The sequence below is a fragment of the Methanolobus profundi genome (assembly GCF_900114835.1).
Lineage (GTDB): Archaea > Halobacteriota > Methanosarcinia > Methanosarcinales > Methanosarcinaceae > Methanolobus > Methanolobus profundi.
In genome coordinates this window covers 1-23707 of record NZ_FOUJ01000006.1, presented here as the reverse complement: position 1 = coordinate 23707, position 23707 = coordinate 1, and the positions used below count along the sequence as shown (strand labels likewise).

Sequence of the window (23707 nt, the reverse complement as noted above, 5' to 3'; positions counted from 1 at the left end):
TATACTTAATTTGCTGTAGGAAGCCGGAGTATGAAGTAAAAGATGCTTCCTTTTCCAACTTCACTTTCAAGCTCCAGTCTGGAGTCCATCATTTCCAGAAGCCTGCTGGATATTGTAAGTCCCAGTCCGGTACCTCCATATTTGCGGGTGATCGAACCGTCTGCCTGTGAGAACAGATCGAATATCCGTTCCATGTCCTCTTCTGCAATACCTATCCCTGTATCAATGACCGAGAATCTGAATCCCGTCTTGTGTGTTTCATCCTGGATCTCAGACATTTCTATTTTTAGTTCTATCTCTCCATCTTCAGTGAATTTGATAGCGTTACTTAGAAGGTTCATCAATACCTGTCTTAATCTTGACTGGTCAACGATGGTCCATTCAGGAATATTTCCTATTATATTCAACTTGAGATCCAGTCCTTTTTCGTGTGCATTGGGCTCAACGATATCAATGATATGCTCTATCATATGTGAGAGGTCGATCATTTCAGGGTCCAGTTCCAGCTTTCCGGTTTCCATTTTTGAATAATCGAGTATGTCGTTGATAAGGTCAAGCAATGTATTTGCCGATGTATGTACCGTTCTCATATAATGGGACTGTTGGTCGGTCATTTTAGTTCCCATCAGGATATCAGAGAAACCGATTATTCCGTTAAGTGGTGTGCGGATCTCATGGCTCATGTTGGCAATGAACTCGCTCTTTGCACGGTTTGCCATCTCTGCCTGGGCTGTCATGTATTGTGCTTTGGCAGTTGCTTCTTCGAGATGCCTGTTAGTTCTAAGCAACATCTCTTCTGCCTCTTTGCTCTCAGTGATGTCCCTGATAACTATCATTTCTCCTATCAGGCTTTGGTTCTCATTGAAAAGTGGCTGGAAAGTTATTTTCAACCAGTAAGTAGTTCCATTAATGTCCTTCTTAACCTCAAGGTTGTTGCTTTTCTTTTTCTCAAGTTCACAGGTAACTAGCTCAGGCCAGCTGTTCATGAGCTCTGATGCATTCTTTCCTATGAGGTCTGATGTTATTCCAAGGTAGCTGGCTGCTGATGTATTATAGTCAACTATTCTTTTTGTTCCATCCAGAACTATTACTCCATCTGGCAGTTTCTCAAAAAGAAGACTACGTGCCATTGGTGCAACATCCAGCAATTTGAAGCGGGTGATCCCTATGTAGATCACTAAGGCACATAATGGGATGGAATATGGGATCGGGTCAAGCCCTTCAGGGAATATGTCGGCTATGTACAGAAGCAATGTGAGGAACGGTATAAGTGCGCCAATTGTTACAATGCTTACCTGTTTACGGAATACAGGTGCGATCTCCATCCACATATTAAGAAGGAGCATTATGCCGAACATCATGCAGAGGACATTATAGAATTCCTGGACAGCATACCATATGCCGGGTTTGAATATCAATGAGGGAAAAATTGTCCCTGTGCTAAGTAATATCTCCTTATGGTAGAGTGTATGCTGTTCGGTTGTGAACACCAGTATCATGGTGACAAATGGAATAGTAAATAATCCTATTATCGAGGGTGTAGTAAGCCAGTGTTTCTTTCCTGAATATTTGATCGCGAATGTAAGAAAAAAAGTAGGTATGAATGGAATGCCTATGTATTCCAGTTTATAGAATATCAGGGCTGTTTTCATTGTTGTTGAAGATATCTCAAGCGCGTAAAAGAATGAATAGATTATAGCTGCGCCCAGCAAAAAGGTGAAGCAGGTGGTGCCTACTGCATCTTTATGTTTCCTGATCTGAAGTATGAGTACACTCATGATCAATAGCATAATTGCTAACGGGAGAGAATAATAGTTCAGGTACATATTCATTTCTTCTTACGGCCAGCATCTCAACATTAATTGTGCTGAATGATCAATTTCTCTAGATGCCCACACTTTATTTCAGAATTTAGATACTCTCACGTACCTTTCTGAGCGGTCGGTCTCTATTCTTCTACACAATGTACCCTATCCAATAGAATTGATCTTGACTTTCCTGTGTCAATTGTGAGTCAACATTTGCACAGGTTTGACAAAAACAACATCTGATAAATAAATATACTAATGTAGTATATAATACTTCTGTAAATAGGTGTATCTGTGACACAATATTTCAAAAAAGAATGTATGGATCTAACAATGGTGGATATGTGTTAATATCACATTATCCAAGCATCTTTTTGAGGAACTTTCCGGTATAGGAGATGTCGCTCTTTGCAACTTCCTCGGGAGTTCCCTGTGCAATTATCTCTCCACCACGGTCTCCGCCTTCAGGTCCAAGGTCAATGAGCCAGTCAGCGGTCTTTATCACATCAAGGTTGTGCTCGATGACTATGACTGTGTTTCCGGCATCGACCAGTCTTTGTAGTACTTCCAGGAGCTTCTTCACATCGTCGAAGTGAAGGCCGGTGGTAGGTTCATCAAGTATATACACGGTCTTGCCGGTGGAGCGCTTACTAAGTTCGGTTGCAAGCTTTACTCTCTGTGCCTCTCCTCCCGAAAGTGTGGTAGATGACTGCCCTAATTTTATGTAACCAAGTCCGACATCATTGAGTGTCTGGAGCTTGCGGCTGATCTTTGGCACGTTCTCGAAGAAATCAAGTGCTTCTTCCACGGTCATGTCAAGGACTTCAGCGATATTCTTGTCCTTGTAATTAACTTCCAGTGTTTCCCTGTTGTAGCGTTTTCCATGGCATACTTCACAGGGCACATAGACATCAGGGAGGAAATGCATCTCTATAGTGATTATACCGTCACCTGAGCATGCTTCACATCTCCCGCCACGGACATTGAAGCTGAAACGTCCGGGTTTGTAGCCTCTTGCACGTGCCATCTTTGTCTGCGCGAAGAGTTCCCTGATGGGGGTGAATAGGTTAGTGTAAGTTGCAGGATTGGACCTGGGGGTACGTCCTATGGGTGACTGGTCTATGGTTATGACCTTGTCCACATTGTCCAGACCATCGATCGACTTGAATTTACCGGGTCTTTCCCTTGCCCTGTTCAGTTCTTTTGCAAGCACTTTATTGAGGGTCTCATTGATGAGTGTACTTTTTCCTGATCCGGAGACCCCGGTCACACATACAAGTATGCCCAATGGGAATTCAACATCAACAGACTTCAGGTTGTTCTGGCTTGCGCCATAGAGTTTTATGGTGCCCGTAGGTTCCCTTCTTGTTTCCGGGATCTCTATACTGAGCTTTCCACTGAGGTATTTTCCTGTTGTGGAACTCTTGTTCTTCATTATCTCCTTCGGGGTACCTTCGGCAACTATCTCTCCTCCATGGATGCCTGCCCCCGGTCCCATATCCACAACATAGTCTGCGTTGGAGATGGTCTCTTCATCATGCTCCACTACAATTACTGTGTTGCCGATATCCTTGAGGTGTTTCAAGGTCGTGATAAGCCTGAGATTATCTCTCTGGTGAAGTCCGATACTTGGTTCGTCAAGAATGTAGAGCACACCCATAAGACTTGATCCTATCTGGGTTGCAAGTCTGATACGCTGTGCCTCTCCTCCTGAAAGTGTGGCAGCAGACCTGCTAAGTGTCAGATAGTCCAGTCCCACATCTACAAGGAAACCAAGCCTTGCTTTGATCTCTTTGAGTATCAGGCGTGCGATGGTATATTCCCTGTCGTTGAGCTTTGGTTCAAGTTCCTTGAAGAATCCGAGTGCTTCCTCCACGGACATCTCGGTTGCATCAATGATGTTCCTTCCGTCGATGGTAACTGCAAGTGTTACAGGTTTGAGCCTTTTTCCGTGGCATGTGAGACATGGCTTTGTACTGATGTACCTGCTCATCCTTTCCTTGCTGTTCTCGGATTCAGTGCCTTCGTATATCCTTGAGAGGTTAGCGATAACTCCCTTGAAGCGTCCTTTGTGTTTCCACATTCCACCATTCTTTCCTACATGCACGAAAGGAATGAGTTCTTCGCTACCATGGAATATGACATGTTGTACTTCGGGGTCCAGTTCCTCAAAAGGTGTATCCATTGAGAATCCTTTATAGTTCGCAAGTGATTGAAGTGACTGCATGTAGTATCCGTCAGCTTTCTTGCTATACCAGGGTTCTACAGCTCCCTGGTTCAGGGAGAGCGTCCTGTCGGGAACTATCAGTTCAGGGTCGAATTCCATTGTGGTCCCAAGTCCGTGGCATTCGGGACATGCACCTTGTGGGCTATTGAATGAGAATGCTGCAGGTTCCATTTCCTCGAACCCGATCCCACATTCGGGACATGCTAGCTTCTCGCTGAATGTAAGTTCTTCTCCGTCAAGCACCTGGACCGTGAGCGTACCTCCGCTCTTCTCAAGTGCTGTTTCCACGGAGTCGGAAAGTCTTTCCCCGATACCCTCTTTGATAACGAGCCTGTCCACTACGATGTCAATATTATGTTTGAAGTAACGTCCCAGTTCGATATCCTCGGCTTCATCAAGTGAGTGTACCTCTCCATCCACGCGCACACGTGTGAATCCTTCTGTGCGCAGGTCCAGCAGGAGCTTCTTGTACTCTCCTTTTCTTTCTCTTACAAGAGGGGCGAGTACGTGTATCTTTGTGCCTTCCTGGAGGTTCATGATGCTGTCAACTATCTGGTCGACGCTCTGGGTCTCGATTATCCTTCCACAGTCAGGACAGTGCCTGATGCCTATGCGGGCAAAGAGCAGTCTGAGGTAGTCATAAACTTCAGTAACGGTACCTACGGTGGAACGAGGATTCTTGCTTGTGGTCTTCTGCTCGATGGATATGGCAGGGGACAGCCCTTCGATGTACTCCACATCCGGCTTTTCCATAAGACCAAGGAACTGTCTGGCATATGCGGATAGTGATTCCACATACCTGCGCTGTCCTTCGGCATAGATGGTGTCAAAAGCAAGTGATGATTTACCTGACCCGCTAAGCCCGGTGATGACTATAAGCTTGTCACGGGGAAGGGTGAGGTCAATATTCTTGAGGTTGTGCTCCTTAGCACCTTTTATCCTGATGCTGCTCAAAGACATTGTTTATTCTCTTGAGGTGGCTAATAGGTATAGTTTGCGGTGAACTGCAAGCGTTTAAAAAAGAGTTTGCCGTTTTGCTTTTTCCCTTTCCGATGCATTCTTTTTCTGAATGCTTCTGAGAAGGGTCATCATTTTTACTTTCTTCTCGAACTCTGTCATTGGATACTATGATTGTATTCCGGGTATATATTGGTGATGTGAGCGGTGTGAAAGTATTGATGAAGGTTATTTTTGTGTATCAATTTCACTACAGTTTCCTGACGCTTATCTATATAAATCTATAGCAGATACACTCTTTATTCAAATATAGAGGTATCTAAAATGAAAACACTTGTAACATACCTGACCCAGACCGGAAACACACAGAAGATCGCTGAAGCCATTTATGGTGAACTTGAAGGCGAAAAAGACATTAAACCAATTAATGACGTTGCAGACCTTGAAGGCTATGACCTTGCTTTCATCGGCTTCCCTGTTATGCAGTTCGACATTCCTCCAAAGGTAAAGTCATTCATAACCGACAAGACCGCAGGCAAGAACATTGCTGTATTCATGACCCACGCTGTTCCTGAAGGCTTTGAGGCGATCCACTCATGGACAGGCTCATGCAAGGAAGCAGCATCAGGTGCAAACTTCCTCGGTTCATTCGACTGTCAGGGGGAACTCGCACAGCCAGTTATCGACATGCTTCTCCAGGCAGATGACCCACAGATGAAAGCATTCGGTGAGATGGGTCCGGCAACAAAGGGACAGCCTGATGAATCCCGTGTCCAGAAGGCAAAGGAATTCGCAAAGGAAATCCAGGCTAAATTATAATTACCTGTCCAGCTTATCTTTATCTGAAAAAACGAATAAATATTCGAACATTGAGAAACAAACGGAGGGGATAATTAGTGGCAGACCAAAAGAAGGCTCCAGTATTCTGTGAGAACTACTGTCTTGTATGCAAAGGCGCACGTGCCGGAAATGGATTTTTCAAGGCTATTCAGAACCTTGAACTCAAGATATTCGGCAAGAATGGTTGTCCATGGGGCAAGGCAAGAACAGAATACTATGGCGTAACGCCTGACAAGCCAATTCAAAAGTAAGTTTTTAATTAAAATGAATCAGGGATGGGTCTTTATGATCCATCTCCTTCTCTGTTTTCCTAATTTTTAAATTAATTTTGTTTGCTTCAGAGCCTGTCTTCGACCATTTCTGCAATTCTCATGGCTTCATCCAGATCATTTCCTCTTTCATCTCTGACATGTATAGTTACCAATTCATTATTGGAGGTCATGAATATTAGGGTGGTATGTGAGATATCCGGATCATTTAACGGGGACTCTGATTCATAATATCCATTGGTACCAAAGTCGCAAGTATCAGTTTCATATTCTTCCCACGGCAAGTTTGCATCATGCTGTTCTGCCTCTTTGAGAATTTCTGTCCATTCTTGCCAGTTATTGAATATGTATTCCATTCCTTCGTCAGAATCATATCTTTCGATCTCAACAGCTACTGCACGCTGCCCTGATACGTCCATCCAATAGGATTTTTCTCCAACATTGCGAGCACCCAACGGTAAAGCGTCTGTATATTTACTCACGTTATCTAGTTCCCTGGTGTAAATATCATTTTCAGGGACTGCATAGAAGAAATAACTGTTTAAAGTACGTCCTGGTATATCGTCCTGATCAACTATTATATCAGGGATCTGAATAGATCCTGAGTCTGTTTCCGAAGAATATGATGCTTCTGATGTATTACCATCTTCGTAACTAATGCAGCCTGAAAAGAGTAAACAGACTATTAACACAACATGTATCAATAATTTTTTGATATTAACCCACTCCTCTACTTTATATATTTACTTTGCTATAGTTCAATTTATTAAGATATGTATGTTTTGTTCATATTTGAATTTCTGGTTTTATCTAAAACTTCTTTAATAGTTACATAGGAGTGCGGGATTTTGATTGATTTTACTTCCAATTTCGCCAATAAAAGGAAGTTTATCCACAAAAGATGGAACAATAGACACCTTTAAAAAGCATCAAAACAAAGTAACACCTATTAAAAATGTCATAGTATTGTGATAAAAACATGATTGATGCTGAAGCAGGTCTTCTTTTTTTTGGCGGTATTATCGTAGGTGGCGCTTTTGGAATTATTGGTAGTAAATATGTGACCTTGCAATATATGATAAAGGATGCTGAAAAACCTGATTGTCTTGACGAAAATCCGGAATCATATATTGAATCGTTAAAGTCTGATTACAATTGGACAAAAATATCTCTTGGTGGTCTGGTTTTAGTCGCTGCATTGTTATTTCTTTTGATGGTAGCTATTATAGAATCTGCCTAAACACCATATAATGGAAAAGTTTCCAATAACTTTCCAAACAGCTCTTTTTTATAATATACAATCTCAATTTTACTAACATCTTGCGAAGGCGAAGGAAGTTTTTCCTATTGTGCCAGCAAATTGACAATACTCAAAAAGCCAAAACCTGAGAATCGCACTTTGAGCCAATTACAAAAAAGATAATAAAATGAAAAATTGACACTGCTCTAAAGCAATGTCAAACAACTCTAATTCTTCAGTGCGCCTTAATGTACGCTATCATCTTCGGTGTCAGCAGAGGTATGATCTGCGGAAGCATGTTAGGCAGAAGATTACCCATTGCAGCAGGCATGAGGTCAGGCATTTGTTCCTTCATGTGATCTGGCATCGGTACTCTCTTCTCGACCGCCTTGAGCATCTTTGGCATGACCTTTGGCATAAGGGATGGCATAAGCAGTGGCATCATTACCGGCATCATTGGTTTCATGGCTACATCCATGCCGGGTACGTACTTTACCATCTTCATCATAGCTTGTAGGTATGAAGGCATGGCTCCGATCATATCAGGCAGTAGCTCGACCATCATCTCTGTCATGTTCTCAGGTTCCATGAGTTCGATCATCTTGTCGAAGGTTGACCATGCAACAAGTGCTTCATTCGTGGAATCTGGGATATCATATCCAAGACTGCGGGCTGCAAGAGCTCCAAGGTCCTGTATCTCCATGTTCACATTGTTCTCTTTAGCAGCTATCCTGAACTGCACCATACAGCATGGGCAGAGTGCAGCCATGATATCAGCATCCTGGTCCACAGCTTCCTGCAGACGGACATTTCCGATCTTACTGGCAACTTTCGGCTCATCGATAAGTGTCACAACAGAACCACAGCAAAGAGCATTTTCACGATTATGCTCCATCTCTTTGAACTTGACACCTGGGATCGCTTTCAGCAGTTCTCGTGGAGGCTCATAGACACCTGCACCGGCTCTGCCGAGGTGACATGAGTCATGCCATGCAATGGTCTTGTTCAAAGGTACCTTGAACTTAGGCTTAAGCACATCCAGCTTATCCATGAGCACTTCAGAATAGTGCTTTGCCTCGATGTCAAAGCTCATTCCCAGTTTCTCAGCCCACTGTGGATATATCGTTCTCCACATAAGCAGACATGCAGGACATGAAGTGACAACGGTCTTGGCGCCTGCCTTCTGCATGTTGGCAATGTTCATTTTCAAGATCCTCTCGAAAACATCCCATTTTCCTGCAACAAGCATTGGTATTCCACAACATGCTTCCTTGTCGCCAAGGTATGTGAACTCAATTCCCGCATCATCCAGCAGACGTGCGGTTCCTATGGCAACATCCTTTTCCACAAAGGATGCGGTACAACCGGCAAAGTATGCGATCTCTGCCTTGTCCTTTATCTTTGCCCTGAGGTCATCAGGCAGCCACTTGTCCCTGTCCTCACGATAGCTGGCCCAGATATTCCTCTGGTTGTCCAGGCTCTGTGCCATGATCTCGAACGGAGGAATTGTCATCATGCCTCTCTTCTGGACGAAGTTCTCCCTGAGTGTCATCCATGAACGCTCGATCGGCAGGTCAAGCTGGCAGTTGTGGTCACACATCTCACATGTGGTACATGCAAGGAAAGTATCCACCTGTTCCTGGTCAAGAGGCATCTTCCCGGCAAGGTACTCCTTTATGAAGAACCACTTGCCACGTGGTGACTGTGATTCCCAGCCACGACCGTAGTACTGGTCACACTCATTGACACAGTAGCCACACTGTGCGCAGGTGTAAGCATGTGATATGATGTCTCCTGGGATGTTCTTCTCATCTTTGAACTCCTGGTTGCCAACACCTGACATATTACCCACCATACGTGCCATTGGCTCGAATGTCTTTGCAAGGGAAAGCCCTGTATTGATCATTGACTTTCCTGTCATTGTCTCAGGGTTCATTATGTCATCAGGGTCTACCTGCTTCTTAAAACTCTGAATGGATTTAAAGCGGTCTTTATACACTTTCTCTGCCTGGCTCGCGAAGTAGAGACCTGAAGCATATATCCTTCCTCCATTCTCCTCTGCTATCTTCACAATGCTCAGCGCAAGAGGGAATGCAAGATTATACTTGAATGACCTTTCCGAGTGTGGCATGAAACAGAGCATGATCGCTTCGTCACCCTTTGTCACCATACCCTCTACAAGGACAGGAAGTCCGATCTTCTTCTCGATCTCATTGAACATGACATCGATCTTATCCACAGGCACAACAACCTCTGCCGGGATGAATGAAGGACCAAGTCTTTTGACCTTCATTGATCTGAACCATTCCTGTGTCTCATGCTCGGCGATCTCATCTGGCAGGATCTCTCCACCAGCTTCCTTGATCACTTCTTCAAGGCCACTTACATCTCTTGATTCAGGATAGGCGAAGTTGCATATGTAGGAAAGTGGTAGTTCCGGTCTGTGTTCATCGACCGTTTCTCCGTAATGTGTCTTATACGGCGACTTGTTCTTCATCTCGGCCCACTGCGGATTCAGGAAAGAGATCGCCCATATAGGGATCTTCTTTTCACCAACCTTCTTGATAGCTTCCTTCATGCTGGCAGCATCAGGGAACTTTGCTGAGATGGCTGCGTTCTTCTCGTATTTTCTCAGCTTCAGTGTGACCTGAGTGATAATTCCGGTGGTACCCATGGTTCCGATTATCTTTCCAAGTTCGTCGCCGGAGAACTCCTTTACCTCTCCATTCGGCAGTACCACTCTTGCTGATCCCATTGTGTCCTGTGACCAGCCGTATTCATAACTTCCATAACCAACTCCGTTCTGCGCAAGCCATCCGCCAACAGTTGCGGACATTGCGCTTGATGGAACTGCCTGAACAGCAAGCTCTTCCTCATTGAGCTTTGCCTCGAGGTCATGCCAGACAGCACCTGCGCCGACAGTAACTCTGAGATCGTCCTTATCCAGGCTGATAATATCTCTCATAGGAGTTACATCGGCAACGATACCTCCCTTTGTCGGAATGATGCCTCCATATCCCGAAGAAGCTCCTGCTCTTGGTACGACAGGTATCTTATATTTACGTGCAAAATTGATGAGTTCGACAGCTTTTTCTTCGTTCCTTACCTTTACAATGGCGGCAGGTTTTGTTTTGCCTACCATCGTTTTGATCATTGATGGTAATGCTCCCACATCATGTGTGTAAAAGTGTCTTTCTTTATCCTTGAAATTGACACCTCTCCCGAATATCCCGGAGAGTTCTTTCTTTTGTTGTTCAGTTAGTTCATACTTTGATGCTGTCATAGTAAACCCCATTGTAAATGGATCTTATTAGTTTAAATATTTTTAACTATGTATCCTATATATATTGACTTGAATACTTCTGAATAAGTCTTAATTTAATCAGTTCCATAGATTATTAAGGACCAATTGTCATTGATTATTATAGGTGGGAAACAATTATGGATCTACCAGATCACAAAACAAAGATCGTATGCACTATCGGACCTGCTTCATCCTCAGAGGATGTGTTGCGCAGACTTATTCTGGCGGGTATGGATGTTGCCCGGCTTAACTTCTCTCATGGGGATCTTGATGATCATCGTATTATGATCAAAAGGATAAGGAAAATAGCGAAAGAGCTCAACAAGGTTGTAGCTATCATGGCAGATCTTCCAGGACCTAAGATCAGGGTGGGAATAATTGAGAATGAACCAATGATGCTTGAGAGGGGTTCCCATGTCGTATTGACCACTCGGGATGTTAAGGGCGCGGACTCTGTAATTCCAGTTCAGTATAAACAGATAACAGAGAGTGTTACAGAAGGGAGTCCTATCTATCTGAATGATGGCTTCATCCAGCTTGATTGCAAATCAGTTGTGGATGAAGATATCCATTGTGATGTTGTTGTTGGAGGGCCTCTATTTTCCAAGAAAGGTCTCAACCTGCCAGGCTCAAAGATACTTGTCAATCCAATAACCGGGAGGGATCTGGAGATCGTTGATTTCGGACTTCAGGAAGGCCTTAGTATATTCTGTCTTTCATTTATCGAATCCCGGGAAGATGTCATACAGGTACGTAACTATGCAGCAAGTCAGGGAAAGGACGTGTTCATAGTTTCAAAGATCGAAAGGGATAATGCTGTGAAGAACATCAACGAGATCCTCAAGGAAAGTGATGCTATAATGATCGCGAGGGGTGATCTCGGTGTGGAGATACCTATACAGCACGTTCCGATAGTACAGAAAGATATCATACACAAGGCCAACCTCATGAGCACACCGGTTATAACAGCTACCCAGATGCTCGAGTCGATGACAGGTAATATCAGACCCACAAGGGCAGAGGCAACAGATGTTGCAAATGCGATAATCGATGGGACCGATGCAGTAATGTTGTCAGCAGAGACTGCGGTGGGAAAATACCCTGTTGAGACTGTTCAGATGATGGCCATGATAGCTCATTCTACTGAAAAGTGGAGGGACCACACCACGATCGGTCTTGAGATGATGAAGAAGGCTATCCAACGGATGCATCCTACTGTGGAGGATATGATATCCATACAGGTCAATGATGCTCTTCGAAGTCTCCCTGTCCATTTTGTGATAACGCCTACTGTATCGGGTGAGACGCCCCGGCATATCTCAAGGTTCAGACCCGATGTTTGGGTACTTGCATTCAGCCGTTATCCGCTGACATGTGAACAACTGGCAATGCAATATGCTGTTCATCCGGTCCTGGCCAGTGAAAAGGTGGATGACTGGGAAGAAATGACAATGGATCTCCTTGAAACTTCTAATATGATAGAGTCAGGGGACCTTCTGATATTGACCCAGGGTCAGGTATCAGGCCATGGTAAACCAGGTGGTACAAATCTTTTGAAGTTCATAGAGGTGAAATGAGGAGAATGTTTTAGGAACTTTTTTATATTGTGTATGTGATAGTATTTGTGCAATATTTGCATACACGTAACATTTGCATGTATTGCATGAGGCTTTAATACATGTGGTTTGGGTACTCGCCTATAAGGTTAGTTCTATTTCTTATCATCTTTAATTCTATTTTTTTACCAGTGGCAGATTGTGCACCGGACGTTTACAGAATAGGTGTCCTTTCTGTCCACGGCGAAAAGAACGATACTATGAATCAATGGCTCCCCACTGCGGAATATCTCTCAACCAATATTCCAAATACTACATTTGAAGTAATTCCTCTTGATTATGATGAGGTCACTCTTGCTATAGCCAATGAAGATATCGAGTTCTTCTATGTGAATCCTATGGTATACGTTGAAATGGCGCGGCTCCATGGAGCAGGCAGGATCGCAACTTTTCAGCCAACGTGGAACAATTCTTCTTATACTGGTCTTGGTGGCGTGATCTTCACAAGGTCTGACCGGGATGATATAAATTCTTTGCAGGATCTCAAAGGGGCATCATTCATGGCTGTCAGCGAAAATTCATTCGGTGGATTCCTTGTTCCAATGGGTGAATTAAAGAACAGTGGCATTGATCACAAAAAAGATCTCGGTGAGCTGACATTTGGCCAGACCCATGACAAAGTGGTCCTTTCTGTGATCAATGGAGATGTGGATGCAGGATCGGTCAGAACAGGTGCTCTGGAAAAAATGGTTCTTGAGGGTAGTATAGATATTAAAGATATCAAGGTCCTTGATCAGAATGAGTATGTGGACTATCCTCTACTTGTCAGCACAGACCTTTATCCTGACTGGATGTTTGGAAAGGTTGCTTCAACTCCTGAGACTATCTCCAATAAAGTATCTATAGCTCTTTTAAGCATGCCTCCTGATAGTAATGCTGCTATTGCCCTTGATTCAACTGGATGGTCAGTTCCGGCAAGTTATAGTCCCGCAGACAATCTGATGAAAGATCTCAGGGTCAGTCTGTATGTCGATTATGGAAAAGTACCTCCTGCGCAGTTGCTCGTTCAGTACTGGTATATCTTAGTTCTTGTAATCATGCTATTTGTTATTGTAGAAGTGCACTCAAGGCTGAAGCTGGAAAAAGCTAAAAAGGCACGACTTGAGGAATCGAACGATCTCAAGGACCTTTTCACAGATATCATGAGGCATGATCTGATGAATCCGGTCCATGTCATTAAAGGATTCAGTGATGTATTATATTCAAAAGAAACAGATATCGAGAAAAAAGAATCCCTGAAGATAATAATTGAGCAGACCGATCACTTGATAGCAATGATAGGTTCTGCTTCAAAGCTTGCAAAGCTTGAATCTAATACAGATGTGGAATTCGAGGTGCAGGATATTGGGAATATACTCTGGATGGTTGCTGATAGTTTTTCCCTGGCATTTGCTGAAAAAGATATGAAACTCGACTTTAGGTCATGTGGTGAATATCCTTCACATGTCAACAATATAATCGAGGATGTATTCTCTAATCTCATATCCAATGCTCTGAAATACAGTCCACGGGGCAGTACTGTCAAAATAGAAGTTCTTGATGAAGGTGATTCCTGGAAAATAATGGTAACTGACGAGGGTGATGGAATACCTGACGGCATCAAACCACATGTTTTCGAGAGATTCAAAAGGGCTGATAAAAAGGGTATCAAGGGCAGTGGTCTTGGTCTTGCTATCGCAAAAAGGATAGTTGAGATCCACAATGGTTCTCTTGGTATCGAGGATAATCCGTCAGGATCTGGTTCTGTATTCTGGGTGATGCTCAAAAAAGCATAGGTTCAGTCTATCTTTCGCATGACAATCGACCCGTCACGCATTTTGACCTCCGCATATTTCTGCTTTTCTTCGCCCTTTTCATATTTGTTGTAGAGCATTGATTCAACCCTGCCCGTATCCATGGCTTTTCTGATAAATACGCTGTCATCCCTGCTCATTCTGAACTTTTCAGCAGGTGGGCCTGTCTTCGATCTGCTCCTGGAATAGATCGCTCCTCCTTCCATTTCCGCCCCGATGAATCCTTTGGCGTTCATGAATACGAGCTTTCCATCTTTCATGTATGCACCGGCAAACTCGCCTACATCACCATGGACGATAACGGTCCCTCCATTAAGGTGTGAACCGGTGTTCATTCCTGCATTCCCATTCACTATGATGGTAGCCTTCTTTGCAAGCAGCCCGGTTCCGTTGTAGGCATCACCTTCGATGATCACCTTTGCATCACAGGTGCATCTTGCAGCAACCGTTCCTCTGGGAATGTTGTCTTTAAGGACAAGTGTGTTCTGTTCTTTGTCGAACTCATTATCTATGAGCTCATCCTTTCCGATACCATTGCACAGGATATCTGTGGTCGAACGGAATTTCCGGAATCCTTCGGCATCAGACACAAGTTCTACGATGTTGCCAAAAGGCTGTTCGATATTGCCTTTGATATACAGGGTCCCGGCCACCATGCCCATTCCGGTCTCAGCTCCGACATTCCCTGTGATGAATATCCTTCCTGTCCTCTCTGCCTCTCCGCTTCCTCCGAAGTGCTTGATGTCAGCACCCATGCTGTAGGCAAAGTTCTTTCCTGCATCACCTGTTATGTAGATCTCACCGTCAGCTTTCAGTTCATTGACAAGGTCCCTGTAAGTGAACTCAGTACCATTCTGGTCTGGTATCGTTGAATCAGGATCAAGTTCCTCATTATGCCAATGGAAATTGAAAGTGTAGTCGCAGAGGTGGTCTACCTCTTTGACAAGCTCGATCTCGATGGTCATTATCTCATCCGTGGATAAGTTTTGGCAGGCATCTTGTGCAGACCCAGAGGCTTTCCATATTATGTCTGACTGGCATCAGGTAGTTGCCCTGTTCTCCACAGCCACAGCTGAAACACTGGATAGAAACATCTGTCTTCTTTTTCTGTGCCTCGGCCTTTCTAAGGTCAAAGGGTACAGCTTCCCTTTCCTCTATGGTGATAGCATCTTCAGGACAGACTCCGATACAGAATCCCATTCCGTCACAGAGTTCTTCTGCGACTACCTTTGCTTTCCCATTGATTATCTGTATGGCACCTTCAGCACAGGGTGAAACACATTTTCCACATCCTGTACACTTTTCTTCATCGATCTTAACTATCAGTCTCTTGCCCATTCTTTCGTCTCCTGTTTGTTCTGTGTATTAATGATGTGTTCCTTCTACAAGTTTAATTCCTGCATCTTCAACTGTTTTCTTGATCTCGTCTATGTGAGGACATTTCGGATAGTTCTCCATCTGCATACAGGAGCTAAGGTGAATAACATCCACACCTCGTTTCTTCAATGACTTCAACAGACGGTATATTCTGCGGCCTGAGCATCCTCCGCATGTGAAAAAAGCAACCATCTCAGTGTTCTCATCATAATCTTTGAAGTGCATGCTCCTTTTATTGAATGCCATAAAACATCCCACGCCCGGGCATGCCTCCGAGACTATGTCGCATCTGATCACTGCGACCTTTGTTACAGGTTCAACATCTACGATAATACCAGCTCCGTTTTTTAATGAATGTTGAAAATAAGAAAAAACAGGGGTATCATCCCCTGAAGAAAGATCCTCTGATCTTAACTTATAGTCCGATCTCTGCCTTGAACTTGTCAAGTCCTATCTCGTCGATAACTCTTCCAAGACGGTGCTTTGAACCATTTGTCTTGGTGAAGCTAACGATCTTTTCTACAAGCTCGAGAACTTCGTCCTCTGAAAGTTCGTCTGCAATGATGTCAGCAAGCCTTGGTTTGATAGCTGCATTTCCACCAACCATGACCGTGTAGCCCTTTGGTGTTCCCATGATGCCTACATCTTTGATAGCTGGCTCTGAGCATGAGTTCATACATCCTGAAACTGCCATCTTGAACTTTGATGGAAGTGGCATTCCGTGATATTTCTCATCGAGCTTGAGCCCAAGACCAACGGCGTCCTGCTGTCCACGCTTACAGAATGTGGTACCTGGACATATCTTAATACTTCTTACACAAAGTCCAATGGCAGCACCTGGTTTAATTCCAAGGTCTTCCCAGGCCTTATCGATATCCTCTTCTTTCAATCCTACGATAGCAACTCTCTGGGATGAGGTTACTTTCAATGTTGCAGCCTCATACTTTGCAGCGACATCTGCGATCTTGCGTAGCTGTTCTGCTGAGACAACCCCACCAGGCAAATGTGGTGCAATTGCGTATGTTTCCTGGTCTCTCTGCAGTATCGCTCCCTTTTCAAGTAGATCTTTTGCCATTATTGTTCACTCCTTCTTCCAAAATTCTCTTCTGGACAATGGTATATTATGGATACTCACTTATATATTGGGTGGTTTCTTATAAGATACTATGAAAGATTGTACTATCTATAAAACGGTGGATATCATTGGGAAAAAATGGTCCCTGTGTATCCTTCATGAGCTGTACAAAGGTGAGAACAGGCAGAAGAGATTCAATGAGCTTAAGAATAAACTACAGGATGTAACCCCTAAGACCCTTTCTACCAGGCTGAAAGAATTGGAAGAGCATGGTCTTGTCGACAAGAACATTGACGATTCGGTCTTCCCTATCAGATCAGAATATACTCTTACTGAAAGTGGCGAGGAATTCCTTCACGTTCTCCAGAACATCAAGCAATGGGGTCTTAAGTGGCAGTTCGAGAACCCTGATTGTGGCGGGACCAACTGCAAGACCTGTGAGTTGTAATTGCTCATGTATTTACTGTGTCTCGTAAATGCCATATATGTTAACTTCAATATTTTTATCCAATAGCTATGTATCATATATTGAGGTAAGCATGGATAAACAATTAAGACGTCCAATGGGCGACAGGATGGTCGCAGGTGTTTGTAGCGGTCTTGGTAATTATCTTGATATTGACCCGGTAGTTATCAGGCTGATCTGGGCGGTTGGGACTGTTTTCAGTCTGGGTACCGGTCTTCTTGTGTATCTTATCGCATGGATCGTTATCCCTGAGGAATAGGTATTCAATACCTTTCCGTAACTTCTTATCTATAAATTATTATCACTATCTTTTCTTATTGCTGATCCTTCACTCCACAAAAAATAAATAGCGTGCAATTAGTGTATTACTTGTGGGAAATATGTCCGGGGTCAATAGTCCAGGGACACATCTGTTAAAGAACATCGTGTCCATTCAAAGTTCTATTGGGATAACTGCTGTTATCATTCTATTTCTTTTCATGCTGCCTATGTCGGGGTGCGTTGAACCTGCTGTTGAAGAACCGGATGATGTGCCTGATCCATACGATGTGAACATTACTCCGGATGAACCTTCTGTCCCTCAGGAGTTGATCAATGATGCCCATGTTGCTGAGTTAAAGGTAACAAGCTCTGCTTTTGAAAATGGAAGTACGATACCGGAACTATATACTTGTGATAGTGAGAATATCAATCCTGCACTGGAAGTATCTGACATTCCTGATGGGGTGGGTTCATTGTTGTTGATAATGGATGATCCTGATGCTCCAATGGGTACATTCACGCATTGGGTCGTCTGGAACATACGTCCTGATGAGCAGATAGATGAGGACAGCGTTCCAGGTGTTGAGGGTGCTAATGGTGCGGGTAAGGCATCATATACAGGTCCATGCCCTCCGTCCGGTACTCACAGGTATTTCTTTAAATTCTATGCTCTCGATACTGAGATCGATATTGAAAGTGGTTCTGAGCGGTCCCTGGTGGAAGATGCCATGGATGGACATGTAGTGGCATATGGTGAACTGGTGGGTCTTTACAGTCGTTCATAAAGCTCTGGTAATTCTCCCTTTATATGTGTGGTTCATATGGCCGGTAATATGAGAAATGATGCGTATGCAATAATGTCTGAGGCTATCTCTGCTGTAGATCCTTCTTTGTGTGTTTACAGGGCTATGAGAAAAGAGGATGGGAATGTTGTCATAAACGACACATTCTATGATCTTTCTAATTATGATAATATCTATTGCATAGCCTTTGGGAAAGCTGCGGTGTCGATGTCAAAGGCCGTTGAGGATATCCTTGGTGACTCTTTGACAAAAGGTATTGCGATCACAAAACATGGATTTGGAAGCCCTCTTCGTAAGATGGAGGTCTATGAATCAGGTCATCCTATTCCTGATGAAAGTAGTATGGCTGCCGGCAGGATCGTACATGACTTCCTTGAGGGTACAGGTGAGAATGACCTTATTTTTTTCCTGATATCCGGCGGTGGGTCTGCACTTGTGTCACTTCCTCGTAAGGGTGTATCGATAGCAGATGTCGTAAAACTGACAGATGGTCTGATACGCGGGGGTGCCACGATCGATGAGCTCAACACCGTGAGAAAACATATTTGTTCTATTAAAGGAGGTGGGCTTGCAAAGATGGCCTATCCTTCAGCATCTGTAAGCCTTATCCTTTCGGATGTTGTAGGTGATCCTCTTGATGTGATCGCATCGGGGCCAACCGTACCTGACACTTCCACTTATTCTGATTTCAGTGAGATCGTTGCAAGGTACAATATTACTTTGTCCCCTGCAATTGCCGGATTACTTGAGGATGGTCTGGAGGGTGTTATAGAGGAGACTCCAAAAGCTGGTGCTCCTGTATTTGAAAAGGCTTCCCATTATCTTGTTGGGAATAATGCTCTGGCTCTTCAGGAGGCCAGAACAAAAGCATGTGAGCTAGGGTATAATACAATGCTTCTCAGTTCTTCCGTAATAGGTGAGGCAAAGGAGGTTGCGAAGGTATTTGCTTCAATTGCACGTGAGGAAAGATTAAGGGAGGATCCTTTGCCTCTTCCGGCATGTATCCTGGCGGGTGGCGAGATAACTGTTACAATGAAAGGAAAAGGCAATGGTGGCAGATGCCAGGAAATGGCTTTGTCCTTTGGCATCGAGGTATCTGATCTTGAAGGTGTTCTTATGCTGGCCGCAGGGACCGATGGTAATGACGGGACCACTGACAGTGCAGGAGCATTTGCCGACGGTATGACACTTCAACGCGGAAAGGACCTCCAACTGGATGCGAGGCGGGAGCTATATGCCAATAATTCCCATTACTTTTTCGAGGAAACGGGGGACCTTATAGTGACCGGTCCAACGGGGACCAATGTAATGGATATCTACATAGTTCTGGTCGACCGCTTCTAGGTATGCTTTCCAGTCTTCGTACTTAGATCTCTATATCCACATCGTAGACATATTCGGGATTTTCTTTGTGGATCTTCCAGAATGGTTCTTCACCGAACTCCTCTGCAAGTTTGAGGGTTCTGCGGGGTATGGTCTTTGGACCAAGTACGGCACCGGGTCTGTCAGGGTCATCGATGTAGTCGGTCTCCATCATGAAACGGGTTCCCTGCTCAAGTGCTTCTTCAATAGCTCCTTTTCCTGCCAGGACGCCTGGGAATATTCCAAGACGCTCACATACGTCTACCAGTGGAGGTGCATAATGCTTCACAACTCTGTGGAGTTTAATGCCTGTCTTTTTGGCACGTTCAGTTATATCTATAAGTTCAGGCTCCCCTACGCTCTCTGTATGGAGCTGTATTGCGCAATCAAGGTCAGAGGCAAGCGTGAATCCGTATTCCATTATCTCGTTGGAAGCATCCCAGACTTCCGGGGTAACTGGGTAGTGTGGTCTTCCACTCTTTAGGCCAACTGCAAGTCCTCTTTCCACATATCCTGCTGCGATGTCAAGACCGCCTTTCATTGTCTCCACTGCTTTTTCAAGTTCCATGTATTCGGTGAGCTTTGTGATCTCAGCCGGATGTACTCCCAGTACAGGGAAGGATGTTACACCTGTTTCGTTTATCTGACGTGAGATATCTACCGTTTCATCAAAGACTGCGATCTGGTCTTCAGGTCTTGTGACCTTTATTCCAAGGGTCCAGCTTGGTTTCATCACAAGGAATATGTGTGTGCCGCCATTATTCTGGAATTCTTTTACAGCTTTGAGACCCTTGGCCCTTGGGTCTATGTGCATGTGTTCATCGGTAATAGGGAAACTTTGTGTCATGTTCTTTCATATGTTATTATTATCTAAAATTCTACTGTTAAAAATTATAAAAATAATTATGTGGTAATTTATAAATACTTATAATGTATATTTGTATTATATGCATCCTGAGTTATTTTTGGAACATAGAGATGTAAGGCGCTACTATGTGTCCCTGTTTGGGCAATTTTTCATGATCTTCTTTGCATTCAACTCTCTTGTATTTGATGACGTGTCTCCTATCAGGATCAAAGTCATGACACTCAATCTGGCTTTCTTCTCATTACTTGCTCTATATACTGTGAAAAAGCTGGTTGAAATGATAGAGGACCTCCGTCATCCTTTTTTATATCGTGATCAAGAGATGTCCGGTATTGGATGGAAAGTTCACAATAATGGATAAATATCTATAAATTGCCTTAACATCAATACCAGTTATGAATGTGAGTCTTTTTTTGAAGAAAAAGGCAGTATGGCTTAGTCTGCTGTCATTACTGGGTCAGATGATCATTATATCCATTGCTTCTGCAATGTTGCTCTATACTGATGTCTCTCTGCAAAGGGCTATTGTTCTTGTGCTTGTGATAATTGGTTTCACTTTCGTTGTCGTTGTGACCCTTCTAAGGCTTTTGGACCTGGCAAAGTTCAGTGGTCTTTTCGGAAATGCCTGATCCTCTTTTGGAGTAACTTTAGCCCTATGTTTCCATTTTGGGTATGACATATATATGATGCTGTCGTCAATAAAGCAATTTGTACTTAGCTTGCATTTTATAATATAAAATTATCAGAAGGTTGAAATTTGACAAAATCAGCAGCAGTGATCAAGGGTGATTGAGTAGTCCCTGACTGCCAAATTACAATTTGTTAAAATGCGTATTGATTTTGAGCAATATTAATTTACAGATAAAGGGATCAACATGTCACAGAAATCTACGATCATTTACACTAAAACCGATGAAGCTCCGGCTTTGGCAACCAGTTCGTTCCTGCCTATAGTACAGGCTTATGTGAAAAACGCCGGGATCACTATGGAAACGAAGGATATCTCCCTGGCGGGAAGGATCATTGCCCAGTTTCCCGAAAGACTGACAGGGGACCAGAAGATCTCTGATGCCCTTTCCGAATTGGGAGAGATGGTCTTAACTCCGGAAGCTAACATTATCAAACTACCCAATATCAGCGCTTCAGTTCCTCAGATCAAAGCGACAGTCGCAGAACTCCAGGCTAAAGGGTATGATCTGCCCGATTATCCCGAAGATCCTTCTAATGATGAAGAAAAGGCGATAAAAGCAAAATTCGATATTGTCAAGGGCAGTGCTGTTAACCCAGTACTCAGAGAAGGGAATTCTGACCGCAGAGCTCCTAAAGCTGTAAAGAATTATGCGAAAAAACATCCTCATTCCATGGGTGAATGGAAGTCCGATTCCAGATCCCATGTAGCCAGCATGACCAGCGGAGATTTTTACGGTAGTGAGAGATCTGTTGAAATTGAAGAGGCTACCAATTACAGAATTCTCTTTACAGATGACGCTGGTAATAAGACACTATTAAAAGACAAAGCTCCTCTTCAGGCCGGAGAGATCATTGATGCATCTGTTATGAACAAAAAAGCGCTTCAGGCATTTCTGGCTGAACAGATAGAAGATGCCAAAGCTAAGGATGTCTTATTCTCGGTTCATTTGAAAGCGACAATGATGAAAGTTTCCGACCCTATTATCTTCGGTCATGTGGTTAAGGTCTTCTTTAAAGATATATTTGATAAATATGGTGATCTGCTTTCAGAATTGGGTGTAGATCCCAACAACGGACTGGGGGATCTCTATACAAAGATCCAGGATCTGCCTGAAGACAAACAGGCTGAGATCAAAGCAGATATAGAAGCTGTGTATGCCAAAAGACCGGCATTGGCTATGGTCAACTCCGATAAGGGAATTACCAATCTCCATGTTCCCAGTGATGTTATCGTCGACGCTTCCATGCCTGCAGCGATCCGCTCATCCGGCGGCATGTGGGGACCAGACGGTAAACTGAAAGATATGAAAGCCATAATTCCAGACCGCTCTTATTCGGGAGTGTATCAGGAAACTATTGAGTTCTGTCAAAAACACGGTGCTTTTGATCCATCAAAAATGGGAAGCGTTTCCAATGTGGGGCTTATGGCGCAAAAAGCTGAAGAATATGGTTCACATGACAAGACCTTTGAGATGACTGGTGCAGGAAAGGTTCAGGTTATCGATGACAACGATAGTGTACTCATTGAACAGCCGGTAGAGGAAGGGGATATCTTCCGCATGTGTCAGGTGAAAGATGCACCTGTTCAGGACTGGATCAAGCTGGCTGTCAAGCGAGCCAAAGCCACAGGTGATCCAGCAGTCTTCTGGCTCGATGAGAACAGGGCTCACGACTTACAGCTCATTAAAAAAGTGAACAAATACTTGAAAGATCACGATACTGATGGTCTGGAACTATTGATCAAATCCCCTGTTGAAGCGACCCGTTTCTCATTGGAGAGAATTATCGAGGGCAAAGATACGATCTCTGTGACTGGAAATGTTTTGAGAGATTATCTGACAGATCTCTTCCCCATTCTGGAATTGGGAACCAGTGCGAAAATGCTATCGATCGTTCCTCTTATGAATGGTGGTGGACTTTTCGAGACAGGCGCTGGCGGTTCGGCACCCAAACATGTACAGCAATTTGAATCGGAAGGTCACCTGCGTTGGGACTCCCTGGGAGAATTCCTAGCCTTAGCTGCTTCTCTGGAGCATCTGGGCAACAGTTATGATAATCCGAAAGCTCTGGTTCTAGCAGAAACACTGGATAAAGCGACAGAGCTGGTTCTGGATAACGGAAGATCTCCTTCCCGAAAAGTGAATGAGATCGATAACAGAGGATCTCATTTTTATCTGGCAATGTATTGGGCTCAGGCTCTGGCCGATCAGGAGAAAGATAGCGAATTAAAAGCAATTTTTGAACCTGTAGCTAAAGCTTTGATGGAAAATGAAGAGAAGATCGCCAATGAGTTGTTAGATGCTCAGGGCAAAGCTGTGGATCTCAAAGGATACTACGCTCCAGACGAGGAGTTGAGATCCCATGCCATGAGACCTAGTGCGACCTTGAATGGGATCATCGATTCCATTTAATTCTATTGTGAGAACAAAAGGAAAGCCCTGGTTTCGGCCGGGGCTTTTTAGCATATCCAAACAATATGATCTGGAGGCTAAAGCTTCCACTTCTGCTTGGGTTGGGATGGCAGATGCGTCTTCTCTCTTTTGTTTTAGTTCCGTTTTTTTTTTGTTCACTGCTTGTTCTATCCTATTTGTTTTTCTTGCTATCGAATTACGTGATCGGTTATCAGGATCATCTGGATTTCGATCAATGGTTGCTAATGTTCTAAGATCACATATATTCAACATCAGTATTGTTGGTCAGTGTGCTGAAATGGGACCTTGTATGGGAATGTATATATATGATGTTACCTTT

The 23707-nt window shown here is 43.8% G+C and carries 21 protein-coding genes; 12 read left to right on the top strand and 9 right to left on the bottom strand.

Annotation, left to right across the window (positions count from 1 at the left end; all coding sequences use genetic code 11):
• Window positions 1–5 precede the first annotated feature (5 nt).
• Complete coding sequence (locus BM008_RS12335; RefSeq protein WP_281246280.1) at window positions 6–1790, bottom strand: histidine kinase N-terminal 7TM domain-containing protein; 1785 nt, start codon at window positions 1788–1790, stop codon at window positions 6–8.
• A 376-nt stretch (window positions 1791–2166) separates the two neighbouring features.
• Entirely contained in the window at window positions 2167–4995 is a 2829-nt protein-coding gene (gene uvrA / locus BM008_RS12330) for an excinuclease ABC subunit UvrA (protein ID WP_091937487.1), read from the bottom strand.
• Window positions 4996–5316: 321 nt separating this feature from the next.
• Between uvrA and BM008_RS12325 the strand changes: the two genes are divergently transcribed.
• Entirely contained in the window at window positions 5317–5811 is a 495-nt protein-coding gene (locus BM008_RS12325; protein WP_091937485.1) for a flavodoxin family protein, read from the top strand.
• A 77-nt stretch (window positions 5812–5888) separates the two neighbouring features.
• Complete coding sequence (locus BM008_RS12320; protein ID WP_091937483.1) at window positions 5889–6083, top strand: hypothetical protein; 195 nt, start codon at window positions 5889–5891, stop codon at window positions 6081–6083.
• Between the two features lie 86 nt (window positions 6084–6169).
• On the opposite strand, the gene BM008_RS12315 is transcribed toward BM008_RS12320, so the two are convergent.
• Window positions 6170–6805, bottom strand: coding sequence for a hypothetical protein (locus BM008_RS12315; protein ID WP_091937481.1), 636 nt, complete (start codon window positions 6803–6805; stop codon window positions 6170–6172).
• Between the two features lie 275 nt (window positions 6806–7080).
• On the opposite strand from BM008_RS12315, the gene BM008_RS12310 reads away from it, so the two are divergent.
• Window positions 7081–7341, top strand: a complete 261-nt coding sequence (locus BM008_RS12310) for a hypothetical protein (protein ID WP_091937479.1) — start codon at window positions 7081–7083, stop codon at window positions 7339–7341.
• Between the two features lie 235 nt (window positions 7342–7576).
• Here BM008_RS12310 and BM008_RS12305 read toward each other — a convergent pair whose 3' ends face one another.
• Window positions 7577–10624 (bottom strand): FAD-binding and (Fe-S)-binding domain-containing protein, encoded by a 3048-nt coding sequence (locus tag BM008_RS12305; RefSeq protein ID WP_091937477.1) that lies wholly within the window; start codon window positions 10622–10624, stop codon window positions 7577–7579.
• A gap of 158 nt (window positions 10625–10782) precedes the next feature.
• Between BM008_RS12305 and pyk the strand changes: the two genes are divergently transcribed.
• Together pyk and BM008_RS12295 are read left to right on the top strand one after the other, a co-directional pair.
• Window positions 10783–12222: a pyruvate kinase gene (gene pyk / locus BM008_RS12300; protein ID WP_091937475.1), complete on the top strand. Its 1440-nt coding sequence runs from the start codon at window positions 10783–10785 to the stop codon at window positions 12220–12222.
• Between the two features lie 170 nt (window positions 12223–12392).
• Window positions 12393–14036, top strand: a complete 1644-nt coding sequence (locus tag BM008_RS12295) for a sensor histidine kinase (protein WP_177188061.1) — start codon at window positions 12393–12395, stop codon at window positions 14034–14036.
• Between the two features lie 2 nt (window positions 14037–14038).
• Here the strand turns inward: BM008_RS12295 and BM008_RS12290 are convergent, their stop codons facing one another.
• The 4 genes from BM008_RS12290 to BM008_RS12275 are packed head-to-tail and all read right to left on the bottom strand — an operon-like array spanning window position 14039 to window position 16506.
• Window positions 14039–15019, bottom strand: coding sequence for a formylmethanofuran dehydrogenase (locus BM008_RS12290; RefSeq protein WP_091937471.1), 981 nt, complete (start codon window positions 15017–15019; stop codon window positions 14039–14041).
• Window positions 15020–15023: 4 nt separating this feature from the next.
• A complete protein-coding gene (locus BM008_RS12285; RefSeq protein WP_091937469.1) occupies window positions 15024–15392 on the bottom strand; it encodes an ATP-binding protein in 369 nt (122 codons plus the stop codon).
• 27 nt (window positions 15393–15419) lie between these two features.
• Window positions 15420–15878, bottom strand: coding sequence for a CGGC domain-containing protein (locus BM008_RS12280; RefSeq protein ID WP_342707582.1), 459 nt, complete (start codon window positions 15876–15878; stop codon window positions 15420–15422).
• Window positions 15847–16506, bottom strand: coding sequence for a nitrite/sulfite reductase domain-containing protein (locus BM008_RS12275; RefSeq protein ID WP_091937467.1), 660 nt, complete (start codon window positions 16504–16506; stop codon window positions 15847–15849). Before BM008_RS12275 ends, BM008_RS12280 begins: the two co-directional genes overlap by 32 nt.
• A gap of 91 nt (window positions 16507–16597) precedes the next feature.
• Between BM008_RS12275 and BM008_RS12270 the strand changes: the two genes are divergently transcribed.
• The 4 genes from BM008_RS12270 to BM008_RS12255 all read left to right on the top strand — a co-directional run bounded on the left by BM008_RS12270 (window position 16598) and on the right by BM008_RS12255 (window position 19380).
• Window positions 16598–16954, top strand: coding sequence for a winged helix-turn-helix transcriptional regulator (locus tag BM008_RS12270; protein ID WP_091937465.1), 357 nt, complete (start codon window positions 16598–16600; stop codon window positions 16952–16954).
• Between the two features lie 91 nt (window positions 16955–17045).
• Window positions 17046–17231, top strand: a complete 186-nt coding sequence (locus BM008_RS12265) for a PspC domain-containing protein (protein ID WP_091937463.1) — start codon at window positions 17046–17048, stop codon at window positions 17229–17231.
• A gap of 121 nt (window positions 17232–17352) precedes the next feature.
• On the top strand, window positions 17353–18018 hold the full coding sequence (locus tag BM008_RS12260; protein ID WP_245748045.1) for a YbhB/YbcL family Raf kinase inhibitor-like protein: 666 nt from the start codon (window positions 17353–17355) through the stop codon (window positions 18016–18018).
• 48 nt (window positions 18019–18066) lie between these two features.
• Entirely contained in the window at window positions 18067–19380 is a 1314-nt protein-coding gene (locus BM008_RS12255; RefSeq protein ID WP_245748034.1) for a glycerate kinase type-2 family protein, read from the top strand.
• Between the two features lie 22 nt (window positions 19381–19402).
• Here the strand turns inward: BM008_RS12255 and BM008_RS12250 are convergent, their stop codons facing one another.
• Window positions 19403–20245: a TatD family hydrolase gene (locus BM008_RS12250; RefSeq protein ID WP_091937459.1), complete on the bottom strand. Its 843-nt coding sequence runs from the start codon at window positions 20243–20245 to the stop codon at window positions 19403–19405.
• A 118-nt stretch (window positions 20246–20363) separates the two neighbouring features.
• On the opposite strand from BM008_RS12250, the gene BM008_RS12245 reads away from it, so the two are divergent.
• The 3 genes from BM008_RS12245 (at window position 20364) to BM008_RS12235 (ending at window position 23367) form a co-directional block, all read left to right on the top strand.
• Complete coding sequence (locus BM008_RS12245) at window positions 20364–20627, top strand: hypothetical protein (RefSeq protein ID WP_143072353.1); 264 nt, start codon at window positions 20364–20366, stop codon at window positions 20625–20627.
• Window positions 20628–20661: 34 nt separating this feature from the next.
• The gene (locus tag BM008_RS12240; protein WP_143072352.1) at window positions 20662–20895 is read left to right on the top strand and encodes a hypothetical protein; all 234 of its coding nucleotides are present in this window, start codon (window positions 20662–20664) and stop codon (window positions 20893–20895) included.
• A gap of 246 nt (window positions 20896–21141) precedes the next feature.
• On the top strand, window positions 21142–23367 hold the full coding sequence (locus BM008_RS12235) for an NADP-dependent isocitrate dehydrogenase (RefSeq protein WP_091937453.1): 2226 nt from the start codon (window positions 21142–21144) through the stop codon (window positions 23365–23367).
• Window positions 23368–23707: the final 340 nt, after the last annotated feature.